The sequence below is a fragment of the Amycolatopsis sp. NPDC033938 genome (genome assembly GCF_055575975.1).
The window spans coordinates 21,142-43,929 of sequence record NZ_JBVIRO010000010.1; the positions used below are offsets into that span (position 1 = coordinate 21,142).

General features: G+C 69.4%; 23 protein-coding genes and 1 pseudogene. 19 read left to right on the forward strand and 5 right to left on the reverse strand.

Going from position 1 to position 22,788, the window contains the following annotated elements; genetic code table 11:
• Nucleotides 1-21: 21 nt before the first annotated feature.
• The 12 genes from ACZ5ZX_RS23910 to ACZ5ZX_RS23965 all read left to right on the forward strand — a co-directional run bounded on the left by ACZ5ZX_RS23910 (nt 22) and on the right by ACZ5ZX_RS23965 (nt 12,478).
• A complete protein-coding gene (locus ACZ5ZX_RS23910) occupies nt 22-702 on the forward strand; it encodes a M15 family metallopeptidase (RefSeq protein ID WP_465504212.1) in 681 nt (226 codons plus the stop codon).
• Nucleotides 703-712: 10 nt separating this feature from the next.
• Nucleotides 713-2,041: an MATE family efflux transporter gene (locus ACZ5ZX_RS23915; protein WP_465504213.1), complete on the forward strand. Its 1,329-nt coding sequence runs from the start codon at nt 713-715 to the stop codon at nt 2,039-2,041.
• 244 nt (nt 2,042-2,285) lie between these two features.
• Nucleotides 2,286-3,596: an MFS transporter gene (locus ACZ5ZX_RS23920; RefSeq protein WP_465504214.1), complete on the forward strand. Its 1,311-nt coding sequence runs from the start codon at nt 2,286-2,288 to the stop codon at nt 3,594-3,596.
• Nucleotides 3,597-3,716: 120 nt separating this feature from the next.
• On the forward strand, nt 3,717-4,640 hold the full coding sequence (gene truB, locus ACZ5ZX_RS23925; RefSeq protein ID WP_465504215.1) for a tRNA pseudouridine(55) synthase TruB: 924 nt from the start codon (nt 3,717-3,719) through the stop codon (nt 4,638-4,640).
• Between the two features lie 215 nt (nt 4,641-4,855).
• Nucleotides 4,856-5,818 carry a bifunctional riboflavin kinase/FAD synthetase gene (locus ACZ5ZX_RS23930; RefSeq protein ID WP_465504216.1) on the forward strand — a complete coding sequence of 321 codons (963 nt, stop codon included), beginning with the start codon at nt 4,856-4,858 and terminating at the stop codon, nt 5,816-5,818.
• Between the two features lie 114 nt (nt 5,819-5,932).
• Nucleotides 5,933-6,412: a helix-turn-helix domain-containing protein gene (locus tag ACZ5ZX_RS23935; RefSeq protein ID WP_037304358.1), complete on the forward strand. Its 480-nt coding sequence runs from the start codon at nt 5,933-5,935 to the stop codon at nt 6,410-6,412.
• Nucleotides 6,412-6,921, forward strand: a complete 510-nt coding sequence (gene thpR, locus ACZ5ZX_RS23940) for an RNA 2',3'-cyclic phosphodiesterase (protein ID WP_465504217.1) — start codon at nt 6,412-6,414, stop codon at nt 6,919-6,921. The genes ACZ5ZX_RS23935 and thpR overlap by 1 nt, the downstream gene beginning before the upstream one ends.
• Before the next feature lie 128 nt (nt 6,922-7,049).
• Nucleotides 7,050-7,319, forward strand: a complete 270-nt coding sequence (gene rpsO / locus ACZ5ZX_RS23945) for a 30S ribosomal protein S15 (protein WP_003084034.1) — start codon at nt 7,050-7,052, stop codon at nt 7,317-7,319.
• Nucleotides 7,320-7,571: 252 nt separating this feature from the next.
• On the forward strand, nt 7,572-9,827 hold the full coding sequence (locus ACZ5ZX_RS23950) for a polyribonucleotide nucleotidyltransferase (RefSeq protein WP_465504218.1): 2,256 nt from the start codon (nt 7,572-7,574) through the stop codon (nt 9,825-9,827).
• A gap of 94 nt (nt 9,828-9,921) precedes the next feature.
• Entirely contained in the window at nt 9,922-11,289 is a 1,368-nt protein-coding gene (locus ACZ5ZX_RS23955; RefSeq protein WP_044854134.1) for a M16 family metallopeptidase, read from the forward strand.
• Nucleotides 11,286-12,032, forward strand: coding sequence for a 4-hydroxy-tetrahydrodipicolinate reductase (gene dapB, locus ACZ5ZX_RS23960; RefSeq protein ID WP_465504219.1), 747 nt, complete (start codon nt 11,286-11,288; stop codon nt 12,030-12,032). The genes ACZ5ZX_RS23955 and dapB overlap by 4 nt, the downstream gene beginning before the upstream one ends.
• Nucleotides 12,029-12,478 (forward strand): tetratricopeptide repeat protein, encoded by a 450-nt coding sequence (locus ACZ5ZX_RS23965; RefSeq protein WP_465504220.1) that lies wholly within the window; start codon nt 12,029-12,031, stop codon nt 12,476-12,478. The genes dapB and ACZ5ZX_RS23965 overlap by 4 nt, the downstream gene beginning before the upstream one ends.
• Nucleotides 12,479-12,824: 346 nt before the next feature.
• Here the strand turns inward: ACZ5ZX_RS23965 and ACZ5ZX_RS23970 are convergent, their stop codons facing one another.
• On the reverse strand, nt 12,825-13,478 hold the full coding sequence (locus tag ACZ5ZX_RS23970; RefSeq protein WP_465504221.1) for a GNAT family N-acetyltransferase: 654 nt from the start codon (nt 13,476-13,478) through the stop codon (nt 12,825-12,827).
• A gap of 52 nt (nt 13,479-13,530) precedes the next feature.
• The gene (locus tag ACZ5ZX_RS23975) at nt 13,531-14,052 is read right to left on the reverse strand and encodes a hypothetical protein (RefSeq protein WP_465504222.1); all 522 of its coding nucleotides are present in this window, start codon (nt 14,050-14,052) and stop codon (nt 13,531-13,533) included.
• 139 nt (nt 14,053-14,191) lie between these two features.
• Between ACZ5ZX_RS23975 and ACZ5ZX_RS23980 the strand changes: the two are divergent.
• Nucleotides 14,192-14,659: pseudogene (locus ACZ5ZX_RS23980) on the forward strand (GtrA family protein); the annotation flags it as partial.
• An 18-nt stretch (nt 14,660-14,677) separates the two neighbouring features.
• Here ACZ5ZX_RS23980 and ACZ5ZX_RS23985 read toward each other — a convergent pair.
• On the reverse strand, nt 14,678-15,238 hold the full coding sequence (locus tag ACZ5ZX_RS23985) for a GNAT family N-acetyltransferase (RefSeq protein ID WP_465504223.1): 561 nt from the start codon (nt 15,236-15,238) through the stop codon (nt 14,678-14,680).
• Between the two features lie 59 nt (nt 15,239-15,297).
• Here ACZ5ZX_RS23985 and ACZ5ZX_RS23990 point away from each other — a divergent pair, with 59 nt between their 5' ends.
• Together ACZ5ZX_RS23990 and ACZ5ZX_RS23995 are read left to right on the forward strand one after the other, a co-directional pair.
• Nucleotides 15,298-16,518 carry a winged helix-turn-helix domain-containing protein gene (locus tag ACZ5ZX_RS23990; RefSeq protein ID WP_465504224.1) on the forward strand — a complete coding sequence of 407 codons (1,221 nt, stop codon included), beginning with the start codon at nt 15,298-15,300 and terminating at the stop codon, nt 16,516-16,518.
• 272 nt (nt 16,519-16,790) lie between these two features.
• Nucleotides 16,791-17,276 (forward strand): HAD domain-containing protein, encoded by a 486-nt coding sequence (locus ACZ5ZX_RS23995; protein ID WP_465504225.1) that lies wholly within the window; start codon nt 16,791-16,793, stop codon nt 17,274-17,276.
• Between the two features lie 74 nt (nt 17,277-17,350).
• On the opposite strand, the gene ACZ5ZX_RS24000 is transcribed toward ACZ5ZX_RS23995, so the two are convergent.
• Complete coding sequence (locus ACZ5ZX_RS24000) at nt 17,351-18,259, reverse strand: DUF4097 family beta strand repeat-containing protein (RefSeq protein ID WP_465504226.1); 909 nt, start codon at nt 18,257-18,259, stop codon at nt 17,351-17,353.
• An 11-nt stretch (nt 18,260-18,270) separates the two neighbouring features.
• Complete coding sequence (locus ACZ5ZX_RS24005) at nt 18,271-18,795, reverse strand: toxin-antitoxin system HicB family antitoxin (protein WP_465504227.1); 525 nt, start codon at nt 18,793-18,795, stop codon at nt 18,271-18,273.
• 133 nt (nt 18,796-18,928) lie between these two features.
• On the opposite strand from ACZ5ZX_RS24005, the gene thyX reads away from it, so the two are divergent.
• The 4 genes from thyX (at nt 18,929) to dapA (ending at nt 22,785) form a co-directional block, all read left to right on the forward strand.
• Nucleotides 18,929-19,681 carry an FAD-dependent thymidylate synthase gene (thyX, locus tag ACZ5ZX_RS24010; protein ID WP_034312167.1) on the forward strand — a complete coding sequence of 251 codons (753 nt, stop codon included), beginning with the start codon at nt 18,929-18,931 and terminating at the stop codon, nt 19,679-19,681.
• Nucleotides 19,681-20,073: an ACT domain-containing protein gene (locus ACZ5ZX_RS24015; protein WP_465504228.1), complete on the forward strand. Its 393-nt coding sequence runs from the start codon at nt 19,681-19,683 to the stop codon at nt 20,071-20,073. Before thyX ends, ACZ5ZX_RS24015 begins: the two co-directional genes overlap by 1 nt.
• An 82-nt stretch (nt 20,074-20,155) precedes the next feature.
• Nucleotides 20,156-21,661: a serine/threonine-protein kinase gene (locus tag ACZ5ZX_RS24020; protein ID WP_465504229.1), complete on the forward strand. Its 1,506-nt coding sequence runs from the start codon at nt 20,156-20,158 to the stop codon at nt 21,659-21,661.
• Between the two features lie 110 nt (nt 21,662-21,771).
• A complete protein-coding gene (gene dapA / locus ACZ5ZX_RS24025; RefSeq protein ID WP_465504230.1) occupies nt 21,772-22,785 on the forward strand; it encodes a 4-hydroxy-tetrahydrodipicolinate synthase in 1,014 nt (337 codons plus the stop codon).
• Nucleotides 22,786-22,788 lie beyond the last annotated feature (3 nt).

Below are 22,788 nucleotides of genomic sequence, written 5' to 3' on the forward strand. Positions count from 1 at the left end.
CGCCGGGGGACAGTGGGGCGCATGTCGTCGTTCGTGTCGTTGTCCGATCCTCGTGTCGCAGCCATGCCCGTCCGGGAATGCGGGGAGCCGTTGGTGGACCTGAGAGACACCGGCGCCATCCGGATCGATCCCAGACTCGCCGACGAACCCGGCGCCTACGCGCACGTGCGGCTCAGCGTCGCGGATCGGCTCGTCGCGGCCCAGTGCCAGCTCCCGCGCGGGCTGCGGCTGCTCGTCGTCGAGGGGTTCCGGCCCCGGGAGGTGCAGGAGCGGTACTTCGCGGACAGCAGATCCCGGATCGCGCGGGCGAACCCCGGCTGGGCGGCGGAGCGGGTGGCCGCCGAGGCCGCCACCTACGTGGCCCCGCCCGAAGTCGCGCCGCATGTCGCCGGGGGAGCGGTGGACCTCACCCTGTGCACCGTCGACGGTGTCGAATTGCCGATGGGGACCGACGTGAACGCGACGCCGCCCGAGTACGGGACGGAATGCTTCACCGATTCCGCGCTGATCGGCTCCGAAGCGCGGGCCAACCGGGCAACGCTCATCGACGCGATGACCGCGACCGGTTTCGTGAACTACCCGAGCGAATGGTGGCACTGGTCCTACGGCGACCGGTACTGGGCGATCACCACCGGCGTGAAGCACGCCCGCTTCGGCCCGGCGGGTTTCCCGTCGACTGGGACTGTCGTACCAGACCATTAGTCTCCGTAGCGTGTCTGAAGCTTCCGAAGTCGACGAACGCGTCCCGCCGAGACGCGTTCTCGGGCTCGCCGTACCCGCCCTCGGTGTGCTCGCGGCCGAGCCGTTGTACGTCCTGGTGGACACGGCCGTCGTGGGACATCTCGGCGCACTGCCGCTGGCCGGGCTCGCCGTCGGCGGTGTCGTGCTGTCGCAGGTTTCGAGTCAGCTGACGTTCCTCTCCTACGGCACCACGTCGCGGACGGCGCGGCTGCACGGCGCGGGACGTCGTGGCGAGGCGGTCAGCGAAGGTGTCCAGGCGACCTGGCTGGCGGTGATCGTCGGGCTGGTCGTGATCGTCGCCGGACAGGTGCTGGCCGCGCCGATCGCCCGGGTCCTCTCGGGGGACGCCGCGATCACTGACGCCGCCGTCTCGTGGTTGCGGATCGCGCTGTTCGGCACGCCGTTCATCCTGATCACGATGGCGGGCAACGGCTGGATGCGCGGGGTGCAGGATTCCGCGAAACCGTTGCGCTATGTCCTGGCGGGCAACGGGATCTCCGCCGTGCTGTGCCCGGTGCTGGTGTACGGCGCGGACTGGGGGCTGGAAGGTTCGGCGATCGCGAACGTCGTCGCGCAGGTGATCTCGGCGTCGCTGTTCCTCGCGGCACTGGTGCGCGAGCGGGTCCCGCTGCGGCCGGAGCCGAAGGTGATGCGCGCCCAGCTGGGTCTCGGCCGGGATCTGGTCCTGCGCAGTCTCGCGTTCCAGGCGTGTTTCGTCTCCGCCGCCGCGGTCGCCGCCCGGACCTCCACCGGGGCGGTCGGCGCGCACCAGGTCGTCCTGCAGCTGTGGACGTTCCTGGCGCTCGTGCTGGACTCACTGGCGATTGCCGCGCAGTCGCTCGTGGGAGCCGCCCTCGGTGCCGGGGCGAGCAAGCGGGCGCGGGGCGTGTCGAGTCAGATCACCGTCTACGGCCTGGTTTTCGGCTGCTTCCTCGGGGTCGTGTTCGCGTCGCTGGCCGGGGTGCTGCCACAGGTGTTCACCTCGGACGCGACCGTGCTCGGCGAGATCCCGCACGCGTGGTGGTTCTTCGTCGCGCTGCAACCGATAGCCGGGGTGGTGTTCGCGCTGGACGGCGTCCTGCTCGGCGCGGGCGACGCCGCGTTCCTGCGCAACGCGACACTGCTCAGCGCGGCGCTGGGCTTCCTGCCGCTGATCTGGCTTTCGCTCGCGTTCGGGTGGGGTTTGGCCGGGATCTGGACCGGGCTCTCGCTGTTCATGGTGCTGCGGCTGGCGACCTTGCTGGTGCGGTGGCGCTCGGGCCGCTGGGCCGTGGTCGGCGCCGTCCGCACTGCCTCATGACACGCGGCACCGGACGTGCAGCCATCAATCGGACACCGCGAGAGGGTCGCGAGCGCCACGCTTGAGACGCCGATCGTCCCAGGCGAGGCGCATGGGACACCCGTAGATGCCGGGTGGAGCGGCGCGTGTGGCGAAAAGCACCTGGGTAACGGGTATGTTTCGCCGTTGCTTAGGCGATACAACCAGTGAGGCGGCAGCGCGGGCGCCCGTTCTTGCCCGAAAGCCCTTCCGAGGAGGAAACACCGTGACAGGCCGAGCCACCCGCCGGTCCTGGTTCATCTGGCTGGCCGCCGTCACCGTCTACCTGTTCGCCGTCTTCCACCGCACGTCGTTCGGCGTCGCCGGGCTGCAGGCCGCCGACCGCTTCGGCGTCGGCGCGGCCGCGCTCGGCACCTTCACCGTCCTGCAGGTCGGCGTGTACGCCGCGATGCAGATCCCCACCGGCGTCCTGGTCGACCGCTACGGCCCGCGCCGTGTGCTCACCGGCGCCGTGTTCTTCCTCGGGCTCGGCCAGATCCTGCTCGCGGTCGCCGATTCCTACCCGCTCGGCCTGCTCGCCCGCGGCGTCCTCGGCTTCGGTGACGCGCTGACCTTCGTGAGCGTCCTGCGGCTGATCGCCGCGCATTTCCCCGGTCGCCACTACGCCCTGATCGCCACGCTGACCTCGGCCATCGGGTACGTCGGCAACCTCGCCGCGACCCTCCCGCTCAGCCTGCTGCTCGACGGGGCAGGCTGGACACCGACGTTCCTCGTCGTCGGTGTCGTGACCGTGCTGTACACCACCGTCGTCGCGCTCCGCGTCGAAGACCACCCGCGCGGCGAGCCGGAGCCCGAGCGCGAAAAGGTGCATCCGAAGGTGCTCGGGCGTCAGGTCGCCGAGGCATGGCGCACGCCGGGGACCCGGCTCGGCTTCTGGGTCCACTTCAGCACGATGTTCGCGCCCAACGTGCTGACCATGCTGTGGGGCGTCCCGTTCCTGGTGCAGGGACAGGGCATCCCGAAGGCCACCGCGAGTTCGCTGCTGATCGTGTTCGTCTTCGGTTCGATGATCGGCGGCCCGGTCGTCGGCGGCCTGATCGGACGGCGTCCGTCACTGCGGATGCCGCTGGTCGGCGGGTACATCGCCGGTGCCGCGGTGATGTGGGCGATCCTGCTCGGCTGGAGCGGCACGATCCCGGTCACGGTCCTGGTCCCCGTGTTCGCGTTCCTCTCCCTCGGCGGCCCCGCCTCGATGATCGGTTTCGCGCTGGCGCGGGACTACAACCCGCTCGCGCGCGTCGGCACCGCGACCGGTGTCGTGAACGTCGGCGGGTTCGTGGCGACGACGGTCTCGGCGCTCGCGGTCGGGGTTCTGCTGGAATGGACCGGCGGCGCGTTCCGGCTCGCGCTGCTGTCGGTCGTGGCGGTGCTTGCGCTGGGCACCTTCCGGATGCTCGTGTGGTGGCGGCGCACCCGCGCCACCCTCTTCGAGGCCGAAGCCCGCGGCGAGGAGATCCCGGTGCAGATCCGGCGACGGCGTTGGGACGCCGAAGCCTCAGTGCCTGTCTCGTCCTAGGCGAAGGCGGCTGAAGGACGCTTTCCCCGCATGCCATGAGGCGAAAGCGCCCTTCGCCGCGTGAGACGCGGGGAAAGTCCCCTTCAGCTCCGCCTGACACCGAAAGATAGGGTTCGGCGCGTGTCGCGCCCCAATCAGGCTCAGGCCAAGAAACGTCCCGCTCCGCCGCCCGGTCTCGTCATCGTCGACAAGCCGTCCGGGATGACCTCCCACGACGTCGTCTCCAGGGCGCGTCGCTTCATGGGCACCCGCAAGGTCGGGCACGCCGGCACCCTGGATCCGATGGCCACCGGTGTCCTGGTGCTCGGCATCGAACGCGCGACGAAACTCCTGGGCCATCTGGCGCTGGACCGCAAGACCTATCTCGCGACCCTCTCCTTGGGACTGTCCACCACGACCGACGACGCCGAGGGCGAGCCGATCGCCGAAGCCGCCCCGGAAGCCGTCGAGAAGATCACCGACGACGCGATCGCCGCCGGGATCGCCGCGTTGTCCGGCGACATCCAGCAGGTGCCGAGCGCGGTCAGCGCCGTCAAGATCGACGGGAAGCGCGCCTACGCCAGGGTCCGCGCCGGCGAAGAGGTCGTCATCCCGCCGCGTCCGGTCACCGTGCACCGGTTCGATCTGCTCGCCACCCGCCGCGAGGCCGGCCGGATCGAACTCGACGCCATCGTCGAATGTTCGTCCGGGACCTACGTGCGGGCGCTGGCCCGCGATCTCGGCGCCGGGCTCGGCGTCGGCGGGCATCTGCTCGCGTTGCGGCGCACCACGGTCGGGCCGTTCACCCTCGCCAAGGCGCGCACCCTCGACCAGCTCGAGGAGCAGCCGGAGCTGTCACTGGACCTCGACGCCGCCGTCGCCGCCGCGTTCCCGCGCCGCGATCTGGACGCCCGCGCGGCCCAGGCGGTCCGATATGGACAGAGGGTGCCCGCGGCCGGGATCGAGGGCACGTACGGCATGTTCGGACCGGACGGCCGGGTGCTCGCGCTCGCCGCGGACGAAGGTCAGCTGGCCCGCTCGGTGGTCGTGTTGCTGCCCGCTTGATGCCCGGCGGTGAACCCGCGTCCGCGATCGACGTCGGCGGGACGCATTCTGGGCGGCCACGTCACGACGGCCGGTGAGGCGTCCTGCCACCGCGATAGCGGGGCCTTCGGCCGGGGCGGGTTCACGCGTTCGTCCCTTTCCGGGGTACCTCCTCAGCTCCGCCAACAGGCACTTAGGGTGGTGCACGAAGCAGGCCTGGAGGAGACGGGGCACAAGTGCAGCGTTGGCGTGGTTTGGGTGACCTTCCCGGGAGCTGGGGACGGTGCGTGGTGACGATCGGCGTCTTCGACGGCGTGCACCGCGGGCATCAGGAGCTGATCTCGAGGACGGTCCGTGCCGCCGCCGAACGCGGCGTCCCGAGCGTGGTGCTGACCTTCGACCCGCATCCGTCCGAGGTGATCCGGCCGGGCAGCCATCCGGCGCAGCTGACCACGTTGCGCCGCAAGGCGGAACTGGTCGAGGGCCTCGGCGTCGACGTCTTCTGCGTACTGCCGTTCACCCTGGAACTGTCGCGCCTGACCGCGCACGAGTTCGTGCACGAGGTGCTGGTGGACAAGCTGCACGCGGCGGCGGTCATCGTGGGGGAGAACTTCACCTTCGGCGCCAAGGCCGCCGGTGACGTCAACCTCCTGCGCACACTGGGGAAGCGGTTCGGGTTCGTCGCGCACGGCGCGGAACTGCAAGGACTGCTCGCGCAACAGCAGACGGAGAACGAGATCACCTTCTCCTCGACCTACGTCCGCTCGTGCATCGACGCGGGCGACGTCGTCGCGGCGGCCGAGGCGCTCGGCAGGCCGCACCGGCTGGAGGGCATCGTCGTCCGGGGCGACGGCCGCGGCCACGATCTCGGCTATCCGACGGCGAACCTGTCGACGCCGCGGTTCGCCGCGGTGCCCGCTGACGGGGTCTACGGCGCTTGGTTCACCCGTTCGTCGGATCCTGACCGCCGGCTGCGCGCCGCCGTGTCGGTCGGGACCAATCCGACGTTCTCGGGGCGGGAGCGCACTGTCGAGGCCTTCGTCCTCGACATCGACGAGGACTTCTACGGGCAGCACGTTTCGCTCGATTTCGTCGCCAAGCTGCGGGATCAGGTCCGGTTCCCGACGTCGGAAGGTCTGGTGAAGCAGATCGACGACGACGTCGTCCGTACCAGGGAACTGCTGGGCGGGCAGGACTGACCGGAGCCGGCCGGGGCCGGTGAGAATGTACGAACACGCCCGTCACGGTGCGTCCCGGTGGCAAGATGTCACAGACCGCAGGTGGCGTTGGATGGGGTTAGGGGAGCGGACCAGGTGGAGGACCACAAGATCGTCCAGCGGAACATCGCGCTGCAGAGGGAGTGGTACGGGGAGCCGCTCGGCGATCGCGTGCGGAGACTGGTCGTCGCGTTCGACATCTCCCAGGCCTTCCTCGCCGAGGTGCTCGGGATCAGCGCGCCCATGCTCAGCCAGGTGATGAGCGGGCGCCGCGCGAAGATCGGCAACCCGGTCGTACTCGCGAAGATGATCATGCTGGAGCGCAAGGTGCTGGTCCCGGCGGTCGCCGCGGGGGACCGCAAGGCCATGCAGGAAGCGCTGGAGGACGTCCGCGACTCACGGCCGACGGTGGGCCGCGACAGCATCCCGGTCGGCGCCGTCGCCGACGACCAGGGCGTGCTCGTGGCGCTGCGGGACATCGGCGAAGACGAAGACCTCACCGAAGCCGCGAAGCTACTCGACGACGATTTCCCCGCTCTGGCGGACCTCCTGCGCCGGGCGGCCAAGAACTCCTGATGAACCTCTTCAGTGCCTTGGTCCCGCCTGACGACGTCCTCGACGAGGTCGCGGCGGCGCTGGGCGCACCCGAAGAAGGCGATTTCCGCTGGTCACGGCGGGAACACTGGCATGTCACCCTCGGTTTCTACGGCGAGGACGACCCCGGGGAACGCGATGGATGGCTCGCCGGACGGCTGGCGGAGGCGACCGCGATCGACGTCCGGCTGGAAAAGGCCGCGACATTCCCCGGGGTGCTGTGGTTGAGTGTCACCGGAACCGGGCTCCACGAGCTGGCCGTCAAGGCAGGCGCGGAGGACGAGGGCAGGCCGTACACGGCCCACCTGACACTGGCCCGCTTCCCCCGCGACCGGCCGATGGCCGCGAGCGCGTGGGAGGAGCGGCTGGCCGGGTTCACCAGCAGAACTTGGACGGCCACCGAAGCCGTCTTGATTCGCAGTGACCGTGAGCAGGGCGCGTCGCACTACCGGGTGATCCGGTCGTACGAGCTGAAGCGCGCCCGCGCCTGAAGCCGCTGATCACGAGGCTGGTAACCTCGATGATTGGGTCCGGCTGCAGTCCGTGGCGGCCGCGACCGTCTCACCCGGCGTGAAGCAGCGTCCGGGCCGCACGGCACAGAGTATCTAGGAGCACCACAGTGGCGTTGTCCACCGAAGAAAAGAAGTCGATCCTTGCCGAGTACGGCGTGCACGACTCGGACACCGGATCCCCCGAGGCCCAGGTCGCGCTGCTGACCAAGCGCATCGTCGGCCTCACCGAGCACCTCAAGGCTCACAAGCACGACCACCACTCCCGTCGCGGGCTTCTGCTGCTGGTCGGCCGCCGCCGCCGGCTGCTGAACTACGTGATGAAGGTGGACATCGAGCGATACCGTGCGCTGATCCAGCGTCTCGGCCTCCGCCGATAGCTTGAACCCGAGGGGGAGTGGCCACAGCGGTCGCTCCCCCTCGGCTTAAGAACAGAACGCCCTCTCCACGTGAGGGGCATGGCGCGAGCGCGCACGAGGATCCGTCCGCCGGTCCTCGGTAGTGGTTCCCGGGTAACGGCCCGGGGGCTTCGATCGAAGACCGGCCTCACTCCTCGAGCGTCCGCAGGCGAAACAGGTCCCAGGGTGGGAGACTCGCGCCATTACAGAGGAACAAAAGAGGAGATACACCCTATGACCGACTCCACCGGAGTCACCGTGCACGAAACCGAAGCCGTCATCGACAACGGCCGTTTCGGCACCCGCACCGTCCGCTTCGAGACCGGCCGTCTGGCCCGTCAGGCCGCCGGCTCCGTCGTCGCGTACCTCGACGAAGAGACCATGCTGCTCTCGGCGACCACCGCGTCGAAGCACCCGAAGGACCACTTCGACTTCTTCCCGCTGACCGTGGACGTCGAGGAGCGGATGTATGCCGCCGGACGCATCCCCGGCGCGTTCTTCCGCCGTGAGGGCCGCCCGTCGACCGACGCGATCCTCACCTGCCGCCTGATCGACCGGCCGCTGCGCCCGTCGTTCGCCGACGGTCTCCGCAACGAGATCCAGGTCGTCATCACCGTCCAGAGCCTCAACCCGGACGACCCGTACGACGTGCTCGCGATCAACGCGGCTTCGGCCTCGACCCAGATCGCCGGCCTGCCGTTCTCCGGTCCGGTCGGCGGCGTCCGCGTCGCGCTGATCGAGGGCCAGTGGGTCGCGTTCCCGACCTGGAAGCAGCTGGAAGAGGCCACCTTCAACATGGTGGTCGCCGGCCGTATCGTCGGTGACGACGTCGCCATCATGATGGTCGAGGCCGAGGGCACCGAGCACACGCTCGACCTGATCGCCGCCGGTGGCAAGGCGCCCGACGAGATCGCCGTCGCCGAGGGCCTCGAGGCCTCGAAGCCGTTCATCAAGGTGCTGTGCGAGGCCCAGCAGCAGCTGGCCGAGCTGGCCGCCAAGCCGACCGGCGAGTTCCCGGTCTTCCTCGCCTACGAGCAGGACGCCTTCGACGCCGTCGCCGCGATCGCGACCGACGACCTCGCGAACGCGCTGACCATCGCGGGCAAGCAGGATCGCGACAACGCGACCGACGAGGTCAAGGCCGCGGTGCTGGAGAAGATCGGCCTTGGCGAGGGCGAAGCCTTCCAGGGCCGTGAGAAGGAGATCGGCGCGGCGTTCAAGGCCCTGTCGAAGAAGATCATGCGCAAGCGCGTCCTCACGGACAAGATCCGCATGGACGGCCGCGGCCTGACCGACATCCGGTCGCTCGCCGCCGAGGTCGCCGTGATCCCGCGGGCGCACGGTTCCGCGCTGTTCGAGCGCGGGGAGACCCAGATCCTGGGCGTCACCACGTTGAACATGCTCCGCATGGAGCAGCAGATCGACTCGCTCTCCCCGGAGACCACGAAGCGATACCTGCACCACTACAACTTCCCGCCGTTCTCCACCGGCGAGACCGGCCGCGTCGGTTCGCCGAAGCGGCGCGAGATCGGCCACGGCATGCTCGCCGAGCGCGCCCTGGTCCCGGTCCTGCCGAAGCGGGACGAGTTCCCGTACGCGATCCGCCAGGTCTCCGAGGCGCTGGGCTCCAACGGCTCGACCTCGATGGGCTCGGTCTGTGCTTCGACCATGGCGCTGCTGAACGCGGGTGTCCCGCTGAAGGCGCCGGTCGCCGGTATCGCCATGGGCCTCATCTCCGACGAGGTCGACGGCGAGACCCGCTACGTCGCGCTGACCGACATCCTCGGTGCCGAGGACGCCATGGGCGACATGGACTTCAAGGTCGCCGGCACCAAGGACATCATCACCGCGCTGCAGCTCGACACGAAGCTCGACGGCATCCCGTCGGAGGTCCTCGGCGCCGCGCTGAAGCAGGCCAAGGACGCTCGTCTCACCATCCTCGAGGTCATCGCCGAGGCGATCGACGCCCCGGACGAGATGAGCCCGTTCGCCCCGCGCGTCACCAGCGTGAAGATCCCGGTGGACAAGATCGGCGAGGTCATCGGCCCGAAGGGCAAGATGATCAACTCGATCACCGAGGAGACCGGCGCCGACATCTCCATCGAGGACGACGGCACGATCTACGTGGGCGCGGCCGACGGCCCGTCGGCGGAGGCGGCGATCGACAAGATCAACGCCATCGCCAACCCGCAGCTGCCCAAGGTCGGCGAGCGCTTCCTCGGCACCGTGGTGAAGACGGCCGCGTTCGGCGCGTTCGTCTCGCTGCTGCCGGGCAAGGACGGCCTGGTGCACATCTCGAAGCTGGGCAACGGCAAGCGGATCGCCAAGGTCGAAGACGTGGTCAACGTGGGCGACAAGCTCCGCGTCGAGATCGCCGACATCGACAACCGCGGCAAGATCAGCCTGATCGTGGTCCAGGAAGAGGACACGGCGGACGCCAAGGCCGCCGAAGGCGAGAAGGCCGACGCTCCGAAGGCCGACGCCAAGTAGGTCCGGCCAGATCGATGTGAAACGTCGTGAAAGGGTCGTTCGGGACGCGAGTCGTCCTGAACGACCCTTTCATGACAGGTGAGTAAGGGATCCGTTGGCGCGATCAAGCACAGCCGGGCACGAGCAGCCCGTCGGCAGCACCCGTACGCTCGAGTCCACTTCGGACGGTGCGGTGGTCAAACGCAGCGTGCTGGCCGGTGGCCTCCGGGTGATCACCGAGCACGTGCCCGCGTCCCGGTCGGTGACGGTCGGACTGTGGGTCGGTGTCGGATCGCGCGACGAGCCGTCGTCGGTCGAAGGCGCCGCGCATTACCTGGAACACCTGCTGTTCAAGGGCACCACGAACCGCGACGCCACCCAGATCGCCGAGGAGATCGACGCGGTCGGCGGCGAGTTCAACGCCTTCACCGCGAAGGAGCACACCTGCTACTACGCGCAGGTGCTCGACGAGGACCTGCCGCTCGCGATGGACCTCGTGACCGACGTGGTGTTCGAGGCCCTGTGCACGGACAAGGACGTCGAGACCGAGCGCAGTGTCGTGCTCGAAGAGATCTCGATGCGCGACGACGACCCCGAGGACCTGCTGCACGAGACGTTCGTCGGCGCGATCCTCGGCGAGCACCCGCTGGGCCGTCCCGTCCTCGGCAGCGAGAAGTCCATCGTGGAGATGTCCGCCTCGGCGCTGCGCGGGTTCTACCGGCGCCGCTACACGCTGCCACGGATGGTGCTCGCCGTCGCCGGGAACATTGAGCACGGCCAGGTGCTCCGCCTGGTCCGCAAGGCCCTGCGGAACCGCCTCACCGGGACGGCCACCCCGGTGCCGCCGCGGTCGGGCCGCGCGCGGATCGCGATGGTGCCGAAGCTCGCCCTGCACACCGACGACACCGAGCAGGCCCACGTCATGCTCGGTCTGCGTTCGCTGTCACGGCACGACGACCGGCGGTTCGCGCAGTCGGTGCTCAACGCCGCGCTCGGCGGCGGGATGAGTTCACGCCTGTTCCAGGAAGTCCGCGAAAAGCGCGGGCTGGCGTACCAGGTGTATTCGTCCGTCGCGAGCTACGCCGACGCCGGGCACATGGCCGTGTACGCGGGCTGCCAGCCCGAGAAGCTCGGCGAGGTCGCCGGCGTGATCCGCGAGGTACTCGAACTCGTCGGCAAGGACGGACTGAGCGAAGCCGAGGTCGCGCGCGCGAAGGGGCAGCTGCGGGGCGGGCTCGTGCTCGGCCTGGAGGACACCTCGTCGCGGATGTCGCGGATCGGCAAGAACGAACTGAACTACGGCCGGTATCTCGGCGTCGACGACACGGTGGCGCGGATCGACGCCGTCACCACCGAAGAGGTCTGTGCGCTCGCTCGCACTCTGCTGCACCGCCCTGGTGGCGTGTCGGCGGCGGCGGTGGTCGGGCCGTACGCTCACGCCGACGACCTGCCGGACGATCTGCACGAGGTGATCGCATCATGACCGCTGGGATTCGCGTCGGCGTGCTGGGCGCACGCGGCCGGATGGGCCAGGAAGTGGTCGGGGCCGTGAACGGCGCCGAGGACATGGAACTCGTCGCCGCGCTCGACGCCGGTGACGATTTCTCGGCGCTCAAGCAGGCAGAGGTCGTCGTCGACTTCACCCATCCCGACGCGGTGATGGGCAACCTGGAATTCCTGACGGGCAACGGGATCCACGCCGTCGTCGGCACCACCGGCTTCAGCGAGGAGCGGCTGGGGAAGCTGCGCTCGTGGCTCGCCGCCGACCCGTCGATCGGCGTGCTCATCGCGCCGAACTTCGCCCTCGGCGCGGTGCTGGCCATGCGGTTCGCCCAGCAGGCGGCGCGGTTCTACAACTCGGCCGAGGTCATCGAACTGCACCACAACCGCAAGGCCGACGCACCGTCCGGAACGGCGGCGCACACCGCACGGCTGATCGGCGAGGCCCGCACGGCGGCCGGACTCGAACCGGGCGACGACGCGACGACGTCCGAACTGGACGGCGCCCGCGGCGCGCTCGTCGAAGGCGTCCGCGTGCACTCCGTCCGGCTGCCAGGGCTGGTGGCGCACGAGGAGATCCTGTTCGGCGGCGAAGGGGAGACCCTGACCATCCGGCACGACTCGCTGCACCGCACGTCGTTCATGCCGGGGGTGCTGCTCGGGGTGCGTTCGGTGCGCACGCGGCCCGGCCTTACGGTCGGTCTCGAGAACATCCTCGACCTGTGAGGGCCCGCAACTTCGCGCTGGTGATGACGGCGGCGCTCGCCGTCTACGTCGTCCTGCTGGCGGGCCGGGGCATCGCGTTGCTGCGCACCGGCGAGACGGTGCCGGTGCTCTTCGGTGTCGGCGTGCTGCTGCTGCCGTTGCTCGGGATCTGGATCATCGTCACCACCTGGCGTTCCGGCGTCCAGATCCAGCGGCTTTCGCGGCGGCTGGACGAAGAAGGCGGCCTGCCCGACGTCTCCGACCTGCCCCGGCGACCTTCCGGCCGGGTGGATCGTGACGCCGCGGACGCGTGGTTCGACGAACGCCGCGCCGAGGTCGAGGCGGATCAGGACAACTGGCGCGTCTGGTACCGGCTGGCTTACGCGTACGAGATCGCGGGGGACCGGAAGCGAGCCCGCGCCACGATGCGGCGCGCTGTGGAACTCGAAGCCGCCTCCCGCATTTAGTGAGAGGTAAGGCAAACCTGGCGTAATCGGCTCGCTGCCTGGTGGCAGGCGAGGAGCTCACCGTTGAGGCGGAGGGCGCGACTGTCTACAAGGGACAGCTTTTCGGAGATTTGGTGTCCGATTGATGACGCTATGTGCGGTTCCGCAGGGGGTCGTGAGTGGCGAATAGGGTTAGAACCCTCATTGCCACTCACGACCCCCGCCCGAAACCGCACAAACCACCCAAGCCGGACAGCCCTCTTGGGAAAAGTGTCCTTTGTGGACGCTGGGGCGCGGCCCGGCTTCCGTCAGTCAGCCCGGTCCCGCGCTGGAGCACGCCATGTTCGCCTTGCCTCTCAATAGTCCGCTAAACGCGTGACTCGATCCCGAGGACCGGCAGGCATTCGCGGACGGCGACCAGTTCGATGTCGTCCCGGCGCCGCCAGTGGTCGCGGGTCAACCGCCATTGCTTGATCTGGGCGGGTTCGCCGCGCCGGGTGTCCCAGGTGACGCCGTTCGGCACGTAACCGAGAGCTTGGGAGACGCGGTTCGAGGCCTGGTTGTCGAAGAAGGCGTCGCTGCCCGCCTCGCGGGCGCCGAGCCCTTCGAAGGCCAGCTGCAGCACGGCTTGGCGCATCTCCTTGCCCAGACCGCGGCCTCGCAGGTCCGGGCCGAGCCAGGAGAACGTGGTGACCGTGCCGAACGTGGCGAAGTCGGTGCCGATCAGATCCTGCATGCCCACCGGCTGACCGTCGACGACCACGACGAAGTACAGGCGCCAATCGCTCGCGCTGACCCGGCCCCGGCCCACCCAGATCCCGCGTAGCCAGCGCCACTCGCGCTCCGGGCTGTCCGCGTAGAGCGACGCCGGATCGTCGAAGGGCCACGGCGGTTCGGTGACCACGCCCTTGCGGACCGTCGGGATCAACCGTTCCAGGAGTTCGTCCGTCGCCCCCAGCAAGGACAAACGGGGGGTGTGCACCTGCACGTTCAACGGCGGATACGCGGACGACGTCGGCATGGGCGGAAACCTTAGGGTCCGGCCGCCCCGGCGCGCACCACAATATTCGTGCTCAGAAGTGGAACCAGCCCGCGAACAACGCCGGTGACGCGGCCAGCAGGCTGAACCGCAGCCAACGGCCGACGAACCCGGTGGCCAGGAAGCTCGCCAGCGGCATGTTCACCAAGCCCGCCAGCACACTCGTCGCCATGTACGGCGGCAAGCCGATGACCGAACTGACGCCGTAGGTGCCCGCCATCCAATGTGGATGCCGGTGACAGCGTTCGCGGAGGGCGTCGAGCCGGGCGCGCATCTTCTTGGTCCGTGCCCGCCATCGTTCGCGACGAGGGGTGGGCGGGCGTTCCCGGTGCAGCCGGTCGTGCAGCGGCTTCGGCAGTTTGATGGTGCCCTTGGCGGCGAGGTAGTAGAGCGTCTTCCCGCCGACCTGACCCGCGGCGACGACGGCGCCGAGCAGCAGCCACGGCAAGGTCGGTTCGCTCGCGCAGAGGCCGATGAGGAACATTTCGACGCTGACGACGGGAAGGATCGCGGAGCCGAAGGCGACACCGAACGACAGGAGCAACCAGCCCGCCATCGTTGCCTCCCCGTTATCTTTCGTTCTCTCCAAGCTATCAGCTGAAAATCACGACGCACTGGGGATAACCCCCGTTCCCGGCTTCCAGGGCGTACCAGAAGATCACCTGTTCGTCGGCTCGTGGCCACCTGCCGCTGCCATGCTGGGCTTCGTGGCCGACGTGCACGACGCGGTCCGCGGCAAGGGTTTCGCGGATCGCTTCGCCGATTTCTGCGCGGCCGTGGTCCGGCGCCTCCCCTTCGGGCTTTCCCGGCTGGTGGCGCCGAGTTTCCTCGGTTTCGCGCTCATCAACGGGTTCACCTTCGGGGTCGACCTGCTCCTGCTGACCCTGCTGCGCGGCTGGCTCGGCCTGCCGGTGTGGCTGGCGATCACGCTCGCGTACGCGACCGCGTTCGGGCTGAGCTTCGTGCTGAACCGCAGCATGAACTTCCGCTCGCACGCGCCCGTTGGCAGGCAGGCGGTGCTGTACGTCGTCGCGATCATCGTCAACTACGTGGCGTTCCTGCTCGGCGTCGGCGCAGGACTGGCCGCGCTGGGCGTCGACTATCGCCTGTCCCGGCTCATCGCCGGGGCGTGCGAAGGCGTCTTCATGTACTCGGTGATGCGCTGGGTGGTGTTCGCGAAGTCAGGGAGCGAGCTCGAGGTCGAGTCCGCCGGTGAGCCGGACTTCGCGCACGCTCGTGCTTCCGGTGTCGAGGATGCGGACGGTCCCGTCGGGGGACCAGCCCGCGCGGCGGAAGAATCCCAGTGACGGATGATCAGTCTGGGCCACCCAGCTGATCCCGCGGGTGGCGCCGTCCTCGCGCAGCCACGCGGACGCGTTCGCCAGCAGCCGTCCCGCGTGCCCGCGCCGTCCCCAGCGTGGCTCGACCAGGAGCGAGGCGATGAGCGCCGTCGTCGAGGCGTCGTCGGGCAGCGAACCGTCCGCGGCGGCCACCTCGCTCTCCGGAGCCCGGCCGGCGACGCAGAAACCGACGGTGAACTCGCCTTCGACGGCGAGGAAGACCCGCGTGCCCGGGTACTCGATCGTTTCGGCCCAGGTCTTTTCGAGCTCCACGGCGTCGAGTTCGGCGACGGCCGCTTCGCCGAGCAGTTCCGTGTAGGCGCTTCGCCAGGTATCGCGTTGGATGCGGGCGATCTCGGCGGCGTCGGAAACGACGGCGGGGCGGACTTCGGCGACGGCCATGGTGCGCAGGTTATCGGTGCCGCGGAAAACTGTCGGTGGTGGATGGCACCATTCGGATGATGAGCACTCCGACCATCAGCGGGCCGGTCGCGCGCCGGATCGCACTGGCCGCACAGGGGTTCGCCGACGCGCGACCGAGCGGAACGGTGACCAGACGGCATCTGCAGCGCGTGCTGTCGCGGATCCAGTTGCTGCAGCTGGATTCGGTGAACGTCGCGGTCCGCGCGCACTACATGCCGCTGTTCTCCCGGCTCGGAGCGTACGAGCCCACGCTGGTGGACGACGCGGCCTGGTCCCACTCCGCGCGCAAACCCCGGATGCTGGTCGAATCCTGGGCGCACGAAGCGAGCCTGCTGCCGGTGGCGGACTGGCCGCTGCTGCGGTCCGGGGCGAAACGCATGGGCTGGTGGACGAACTACGCACGCGTGCTGGAGCAGACGCCCGGTCTGGTGGACGACATCCTCGCCGTGGTCAAGGAACAGGGACCGATCGGCGCGGGCGGTATCGAGCGGGCCCTGGAAAGTGACGGCGCGCGCCGTAAACCCGGCTCGTGGTGGGAGCGTTCCGAGGTCAAGAAGGCCTGCGAATGGCTGTTCGGTGTGGGACAGCTGACGACAGGCACACGCCGGTCGTTCGAGCGGCTGTACGACCTGACCGAACGCGTGGTGCCGCCGGAGATCCTGTCGCGGCGGGTGACCCCCGAAGAGGGCGCGCGCGAACTGATCACCCGCTCGGCCGTCGCGCTGGGCATCGGCACCGAACCGGACCTGCGGGACTACTACCGGCTCGGCCCGGACGTCAGCAAACGGGCGGTGGCCGAACTGGTCGAAGCGGGCGTACTGGAGCCGGTGAACGTGGAGGGCTGGCCGGCGGTGGCGTACCGGCACGTCGCGGCGAAGGCGCCGAGGTCGGTCACCGGCCGCGCGCTGCTGTCGCCGTTCGACCCGCTGATCTGGGAACGCGCCCGTACCGAGCGCATCTTCGACTTCTTCTACCGCATCGAGATCTACGTGCCCGAGCCGAAGCGGATCTACGGCTACTACGTGTTCCCGTTCCTGCTCGACGGAGAGCTCGTCGGCCGGGTCGATCTCAAGGCCGATCGCGCCGCTGGGCTGCTTCGCGTCCAGGGCGCCTTCGCCGAACCCGGGGTGGACGTCGCGCGGGTCGCGAGCGAGCTGGCGGGTGAGCTGCGGCTGATGGCGGACTGGCAGGGACTGGACGGGGTCGCGGTGGGGAAGCGGGGCGACCTCGCTCCGGTGCTTTCGCGGCTCGTGCGCTGACGTGTCCCCAATGTGGCATTGGGGACACTCAACGTCCCGGATCTTCCGTTGATCAAGCTCGTGGTCGAGCACGACCGGTGGACCGGTGATCGAGCGGGGAAGATTCCGGACGCTCAACGTCCGGAATCTTCCCCACCCGGACCACCCCGGCAACCCGCACAAGCTCCACACCAGGAGGTAGACAAATACGAGTCCCTCAATGCCACATTGGGGACACCTGCTTACCTCTCGACAGAACCGTTATCACCACTCGCTGAGGCATCATGAACGCCATGCGGCCGGTCCTGTTCCTCGACGTCGACGGCCCGCTGAACCCGTTCGCCGCCAAGCCCAAACCGCCGGGATTCGTCGAGCACAAGTTCCGGATCCGGGGCTGGAGCCGACGGCATCCACTGCGGATGTGGCTCAACCCCGGCCACGGGAGGGCACTGCTCGACGCGGCCGGGGACGCGGAGCTGGTTTGGGCGACCACATGGGGCCATCAGGCGAACATCATGGTGGGCCCGGCCATCGGTCTGCCCACGCTCCCCGCGGTCGACTGTGCGAACGTCGACAGTGGCTGGAAGTTCGAAGCCGTTACCCGCTATGCCGGGCCGCGACCCCTCGTCTGGCTCGATGACGACTTCGACCTGTATCCCACCGCCAGGGACGCGTTCCTGGCGGGACGGGAGGGGAAGGTCACCGGTTTGGTGCGCGTCGATCCGCGTACGGGGATCACCGACACCCACCTGTCGGCCGTCCGGGAGCTCCTGAAATGAGCGAGGGACCTTCGCTCCCACCCCCGTGGAAAAGTGAGAGCAAAGGTCCCTCGATCCCCCTGCGGTCCGCGACCTCAGCTGGCCGCGCTGGTCACCACCGCGTCGCCGGTGCCGGTCCGCGCCCGCACCTTCAGCGAGACCTCCGAAGGGGCGCTTTCCGCGACCTCCAGCTCGCTCGACACCGAACCGGTCGTCGACGAAAGGTCGATCTCGGCGCGCACGCCGCCGCGGATCGCGACCCGGACCGCGCCCGACCCGGTGGTCAGTTCCAGCGCCCCGGAGGCGGCGTCCGTCACCGAGAGGTCGCCGCTGCCGGTGCGCGCCAGTACCTCGCCCGCGATCTCGCCGAGCCAGACGTCACCCGTACCGGTCGCGATCGTGGCCGAACCGCCCAGCGAGGACGCCTCGACGGAGCCGCTGCCGGTGCGCAGCTGCAGACCGGACAGCGTCGCGCCGAGCTTGATGTCGCCGGTGCCGGTGCGGACGATCGCCGAACCGTCGGCCCGCTCCAGGCCGACCTTCCCCGCCCCTGTCATGACGTCGGCTCGCCCGGCGACACCGGACACGGTGACGTCGGCCGCCCCGGCCCGCACCTCCAGATGTGAACCGGCGGGTGCCCGGACGGTCACCGCGAGCGGGACGTTCTTCAGTTGCCAGGCCTTCGGCGCCTGGACGACGAGCCGGTTGCCGACCTTCTCGACCCGTGTCTGCGCCACGGCGTCCTCCGCCGACGACCCCGGCGAGCCGCCGAGCTGGTCGCCGAAGCGTTCCCCGACCCAGCTGAGCAGGCTCGTCATGCCGTCCACCCACGGCTGCTGCTCGCCGCCGTCGCGGCGGACCTCGGCGTGGACACCGGGTTCGTCGGTCAGTTCGATCCTCACCCGGCCGATGGCCACGCTCACGTCGATTTCGATCGGGCCCTCGGCCTCGAAGTCCTCGACGCGCACGGTCTCTTCACCCGCGGGAGTGTTTTCCTCGGTCATTTTCCGTCCCCTCAGCCCTGGACCCAGCCGTGCAGGTGGGAACCGGCACCGCCGCCCGGCTTCTGCTTGTCGTGCCAGTGCTCGCCGCCGCCCTTGCCCAGTGCGCCCTGGACGGCCTGCGAGACGAACGTGTTCAGCGAGACGCCTTGAGAGGCGGCCGCGGCTTCCGCCTGGCCCTTGACCTGCTCGAACAGGCGTAGCGTGATGCGGGTGATGTCGCCCGTGTCCACCTTGGGCGCGCGCGGGGTCTCCCGTGGCGCTTCCTGGCGGGGCGGGGTCTGCTCGGTGCTCTCGGCGGAGCCGGTGACGACGACGCGCACGTCGCGGCCGTCGAGCCGGACGTCGACGACGTGCCCCGGCAGCGCCGAGGTCACTTCGGCGGCCAGGTCCGCGAGGGCGTTCATGATGGTCAGCCGGGCGGCGGGCTCCAGCGCCGACGACAGCAGCGCGGCAGCGCGCCGCGTCTGCTCGTCGCCGGCCGAAGCCGTGTTCGCGAGGTCCTCGCGAAGGCTTGTGATGTACGGCGTCAGATCCATGACACCACTATGACGTCACTTGTGATGTCAGTCAAGGAGCCGATGACGTCACCATGATGTCTCCCCGCCGTCAAACCGGGGTGCGGTTACGCTGCCCGGAGTCGTGGAGCAGGGGTCGAAAAGGAGTGCGAACGTGGCCGAGACCGTGTCACCCAAGGTTCAACTGATCGCGAAGACGGAGTTCTTCCCTCCGTCGGACGTACCGTGGTCGACCGATGCCGACGGTGGTGAGGCGCTGGCCGAATTCGCGGGCCGGGCCTGCTACCAGTCCTGGAAGAAGCCGAACCCGAAGACGGCCACCAACGCCGGCTACCTCGAGCACATCATCGACGTGGGCCACCTGTCGGTGCTGGAGCACGGGTCCGTCAGCTTCTACATCACCGGGATCTCCCGGTCGCTGACGCACGAGCTGATCCGCCACCGGCACTTCTCCTACTCGCAGCTCTCCCAGCGCTACGTCCCGGAGCGCGACGCCGCCTTCGTCGAGCCCGACGTCATCGCGCAGGACCCGGAGCTGCACGCGAAGTTCCTCGCCGCCTCCCAGGCCGCCGTCGACGCCTACACCGAGCTGCTCGCCGGGCTGGAGGAGAAGTTCGCCGACGTGCCGAGCGCGACCCTGCGCCGCAAGCAGGCCCGCCAGGCCGCGCGCGCCGTGCTGCCGAACGCGACCGAGACCCGCATCGTGGTCACCGGCAACTACCGCGCCTGGCGGCACTTCATCGCGATGCGTGCCACCGAGCACGCCGACGTCGAGATCCGCGCCCTGGCCATCGAGTGCCTGCGCGAGCTGCAGAAGGCTTCGGGCAACGTGTTCGCGGACTTCACCATCTCCGCGCTGCCCGACGGCACCGAGGTCGCCTCCAGCCCGAAGGTTCTCGAGGGCTGATGCGACGACTCGCGATCGACGTCCGGCCTGGTGAGTACGCGGTCGCCCGCCTCGCCCCGGACGCGCCGGTTCCGGCGAATCTGCTCGACCCCGGCGAGCCGGTGCTGATCTCCATCACGCGGACGCCCGAAGAGCTGTCGGTGATCTGCCCGGCCGGTCTCGCACCGGCCGGGGTCACGGTCGAGGACGGCTGGCGGCTGCTGTCGGTCCGCGGGCCGCTGGCGTTCACGCTGACCGGCGTCATCGCGGCGCTGTCGAGTGAATTGGCCGCCGCCGGGGTGGCGCTGTTCTCGATATCCACCTTCGACACCGACCACGTGCTGGTCCGGGCGGCCGAGCTGGAGCGCGCGGTGAAGGCGCTCCGGGAATCCGGCCACGAGGTCACGGTCTGATTCACGAGCTCGGCGAAGGAACCTTTCGGAGCGCGAACGGGTCCGAGTCAGCGTCCTGCGCGAACCGAAGGAGCATCGAACCTTGACCGACGAACAGACCCGTCCGTATGGGCCGCCACAGCAGACGCAGCAGGCCGCCGGCGCTCGGCTCATCGCCGGCCGATACGCCCTGCTGGGCGAGCTCGGCCGCGGCGGGATGGGCATCGTGTGGCGCGCGCAGGATCAGGTGATCGGCCGCCAGGTGGCGATCAAGGAGCTGAAGTTCCCGAACGCCCCCGAGGACGCTTCGGTGCTGACGGAGCGGATGTTGCGCGAAGTCCGCTCCGCCGGGCGCCTCAACGACCCGGCCGTCGTCACCGTGTACGACGTCGTCACCGAGAACAGCGCCACCTACATCGTGATGGAGCTGGTCGAGGCGCCGACGCTGGCCGACCTGGTACGCGACCGCGGCCCCCTGCCCGCCCAGCAGATCGCGCTGGTGGGGGAGCGGGTGCTGTCCGCTTTGCGGGCCGCGCACGCCGCCGGGATCGTGCACCGTGACGTCAAACCCGCGAACATCATGGTCTCGCCGGACGGCCGGGTGAAGCTCACCGACTTCGGCATCGCGCACGCCGCCGACGACCCGCGCCTGACCACCAGCGGCATGATCGTCGGCTCGCCCGCGTTCATGGCGCCGGAGCGGGTCGAAGGCCGGGACGCGATGCCCGAGTCAGACCTCTGGTCGCTGGGCACGACGTTGTTCTTCGCCGCCGAGGGCATCGTCGCCTTCGAACGGTCGACCACCGCGGCCACGCTGCACGCGATCATGACCGAGGCGCCGTACCTGACCAGGGTCCAGGGCCCGCTGGCCGCCGCGATCCTCGGGCTGCTGGTCGCCAAACCCGAGGCGCGGATGTCGTACGACCAGGTGCGCAGCCTGCTTTCGGCCGCGCAGGGCGTACAGGCCCAGCCGACCCCGCCTTCGGGTGGGACGGCGATGCTGCACCCCGGCCAGCCGATGACCCGGCTCGCTCCTGCCCCGCCGAAGCGCAATCTGCGTCCACTGTGGCTCAGCCTGGCCGCGGTCGCCGTGATCGGCGCGCTGGTCGGCGGGATCTTCCTCGGCCGCTGGATGGCCGCGCCCGCCGGGAACGCGCAGGCCCAGCCCACCCTGACCTACGGCATCAACGGCCAGCTCAAGATCGACCTCTCCGGTGACTGCTACAACGTCCCGCTCGCGGACAACGTCACGATGAACAGCGAGACCAGCGGGAACTGCGCCAAGAATCACCTGGTCGAGGTCTACGCCAAGGGTGACCTGCTCGACGTCGAGTCGGCGAGCGACAAGGACGCCGCGGTCGCCGCCTATCCCGGGGCCGAGGTGGTGAACCGTATCGCCGAGGCGATCTGTTCGGCGACGTTCAACTCGGGCGTGGTGCCGTCGCAGCAGCGGAGCGGGCTCCAGTGGCGGGCCGTCGTCCCGACCGAGGCGGAGTGGAACCGGCCGCTGAACGAGGAGAACACCGACTACTCGCGCGAGTATCTGTGCTTGCTCGCCAAGGCTGACGGCGGGCAGCTCACCTCGCAGATCACCACCAAGGTCAAATAGCTCACACAGAGTTTGCGCCGAGTTCGGCCTCGCCACGGAAAATCTCCCGCATCGGCGGGAATGACCACGTCGGCAAGGGGTCGGGCGGCCGCAGGAGGTACCTTCACAGCATGTCCACTCCACCTACCGCAGCGCCGGGAAGACCGTTCGGGCGCGTGCTCACCGCGATGGCCACCCCCTTCGACGCCGACGGCGCGCTGGACCTGAAGCGGGCGCAGGAGCTGGCCGAACACCTCGTGGAACTGGGCAACGACGGTCTCGTCGTGAACGGCACGACCGGGGAAAGCCCCACCACGACCGACGCCGAGAAGACCGAGCTGGTCCGCGCCGTCGTCGAGGCCGTCGGCGATCGCGCGACGATCGTCGCCGGGGCGGGCACGAACAACACCGCGCACAGCATCGAGCAGGCGAAGCAGGCCGAAGCGGCGGGCGCCCACGGCATCCTCGTGGTCACGCCGTACTACTCGCGGCCCACCCAGGCCGGGCTCTACGCGCACTTCACCACGGTCGCGGACGCCACCGGCCTGCCGGTGATGCTCTACGACATTCCGCCGCGCTCGATCGTCCCCATCGAGGTCGACACGCTGCTGAGGCTCGCCGAGCACCCGCGTATCCTCGCGGTCAAGGACGCCAAGGGCGACCTGATCGCCGGCTCCGAAGTCATCGCGAACACCCAGCTCGCTTACTACTCCGGTGACGACGGCCTCAACCTCCCGTGGATCTCCGTCGGCGGCACGGGCGTGGTCAGCGTGATCGGGCACGTCGTCGCGGGCCGGATCCGCGGCATGCTGGACGCCTACGAATCCGGCGACACCTCCACCGCCCGCACCAACCACCGCGGCATGCTGCCCGTCCTGCGGGCGATGTCCCGTGTCGGCGGCGTCGCGTTCTCGAAGGCGGCACTGCGGTTGCGCGGATTCGACATCGGCGACCCGAGGCTGCCCATCGTGGCCGCGAGCGACGAGCAGCTCCAGGCGATTTCCGCCGATCTCGCCCAGGGTGGCGTGCCGCTCGGCGACAGCGCCGTCAGCGACTGGCATGGTGCTCGGGTGGCACAAGCAGATTCAGCGGCGGCCTATACGGCGCCGACCTCACATACCAGCGTAGGGACCATGCCTCGGTGAGTT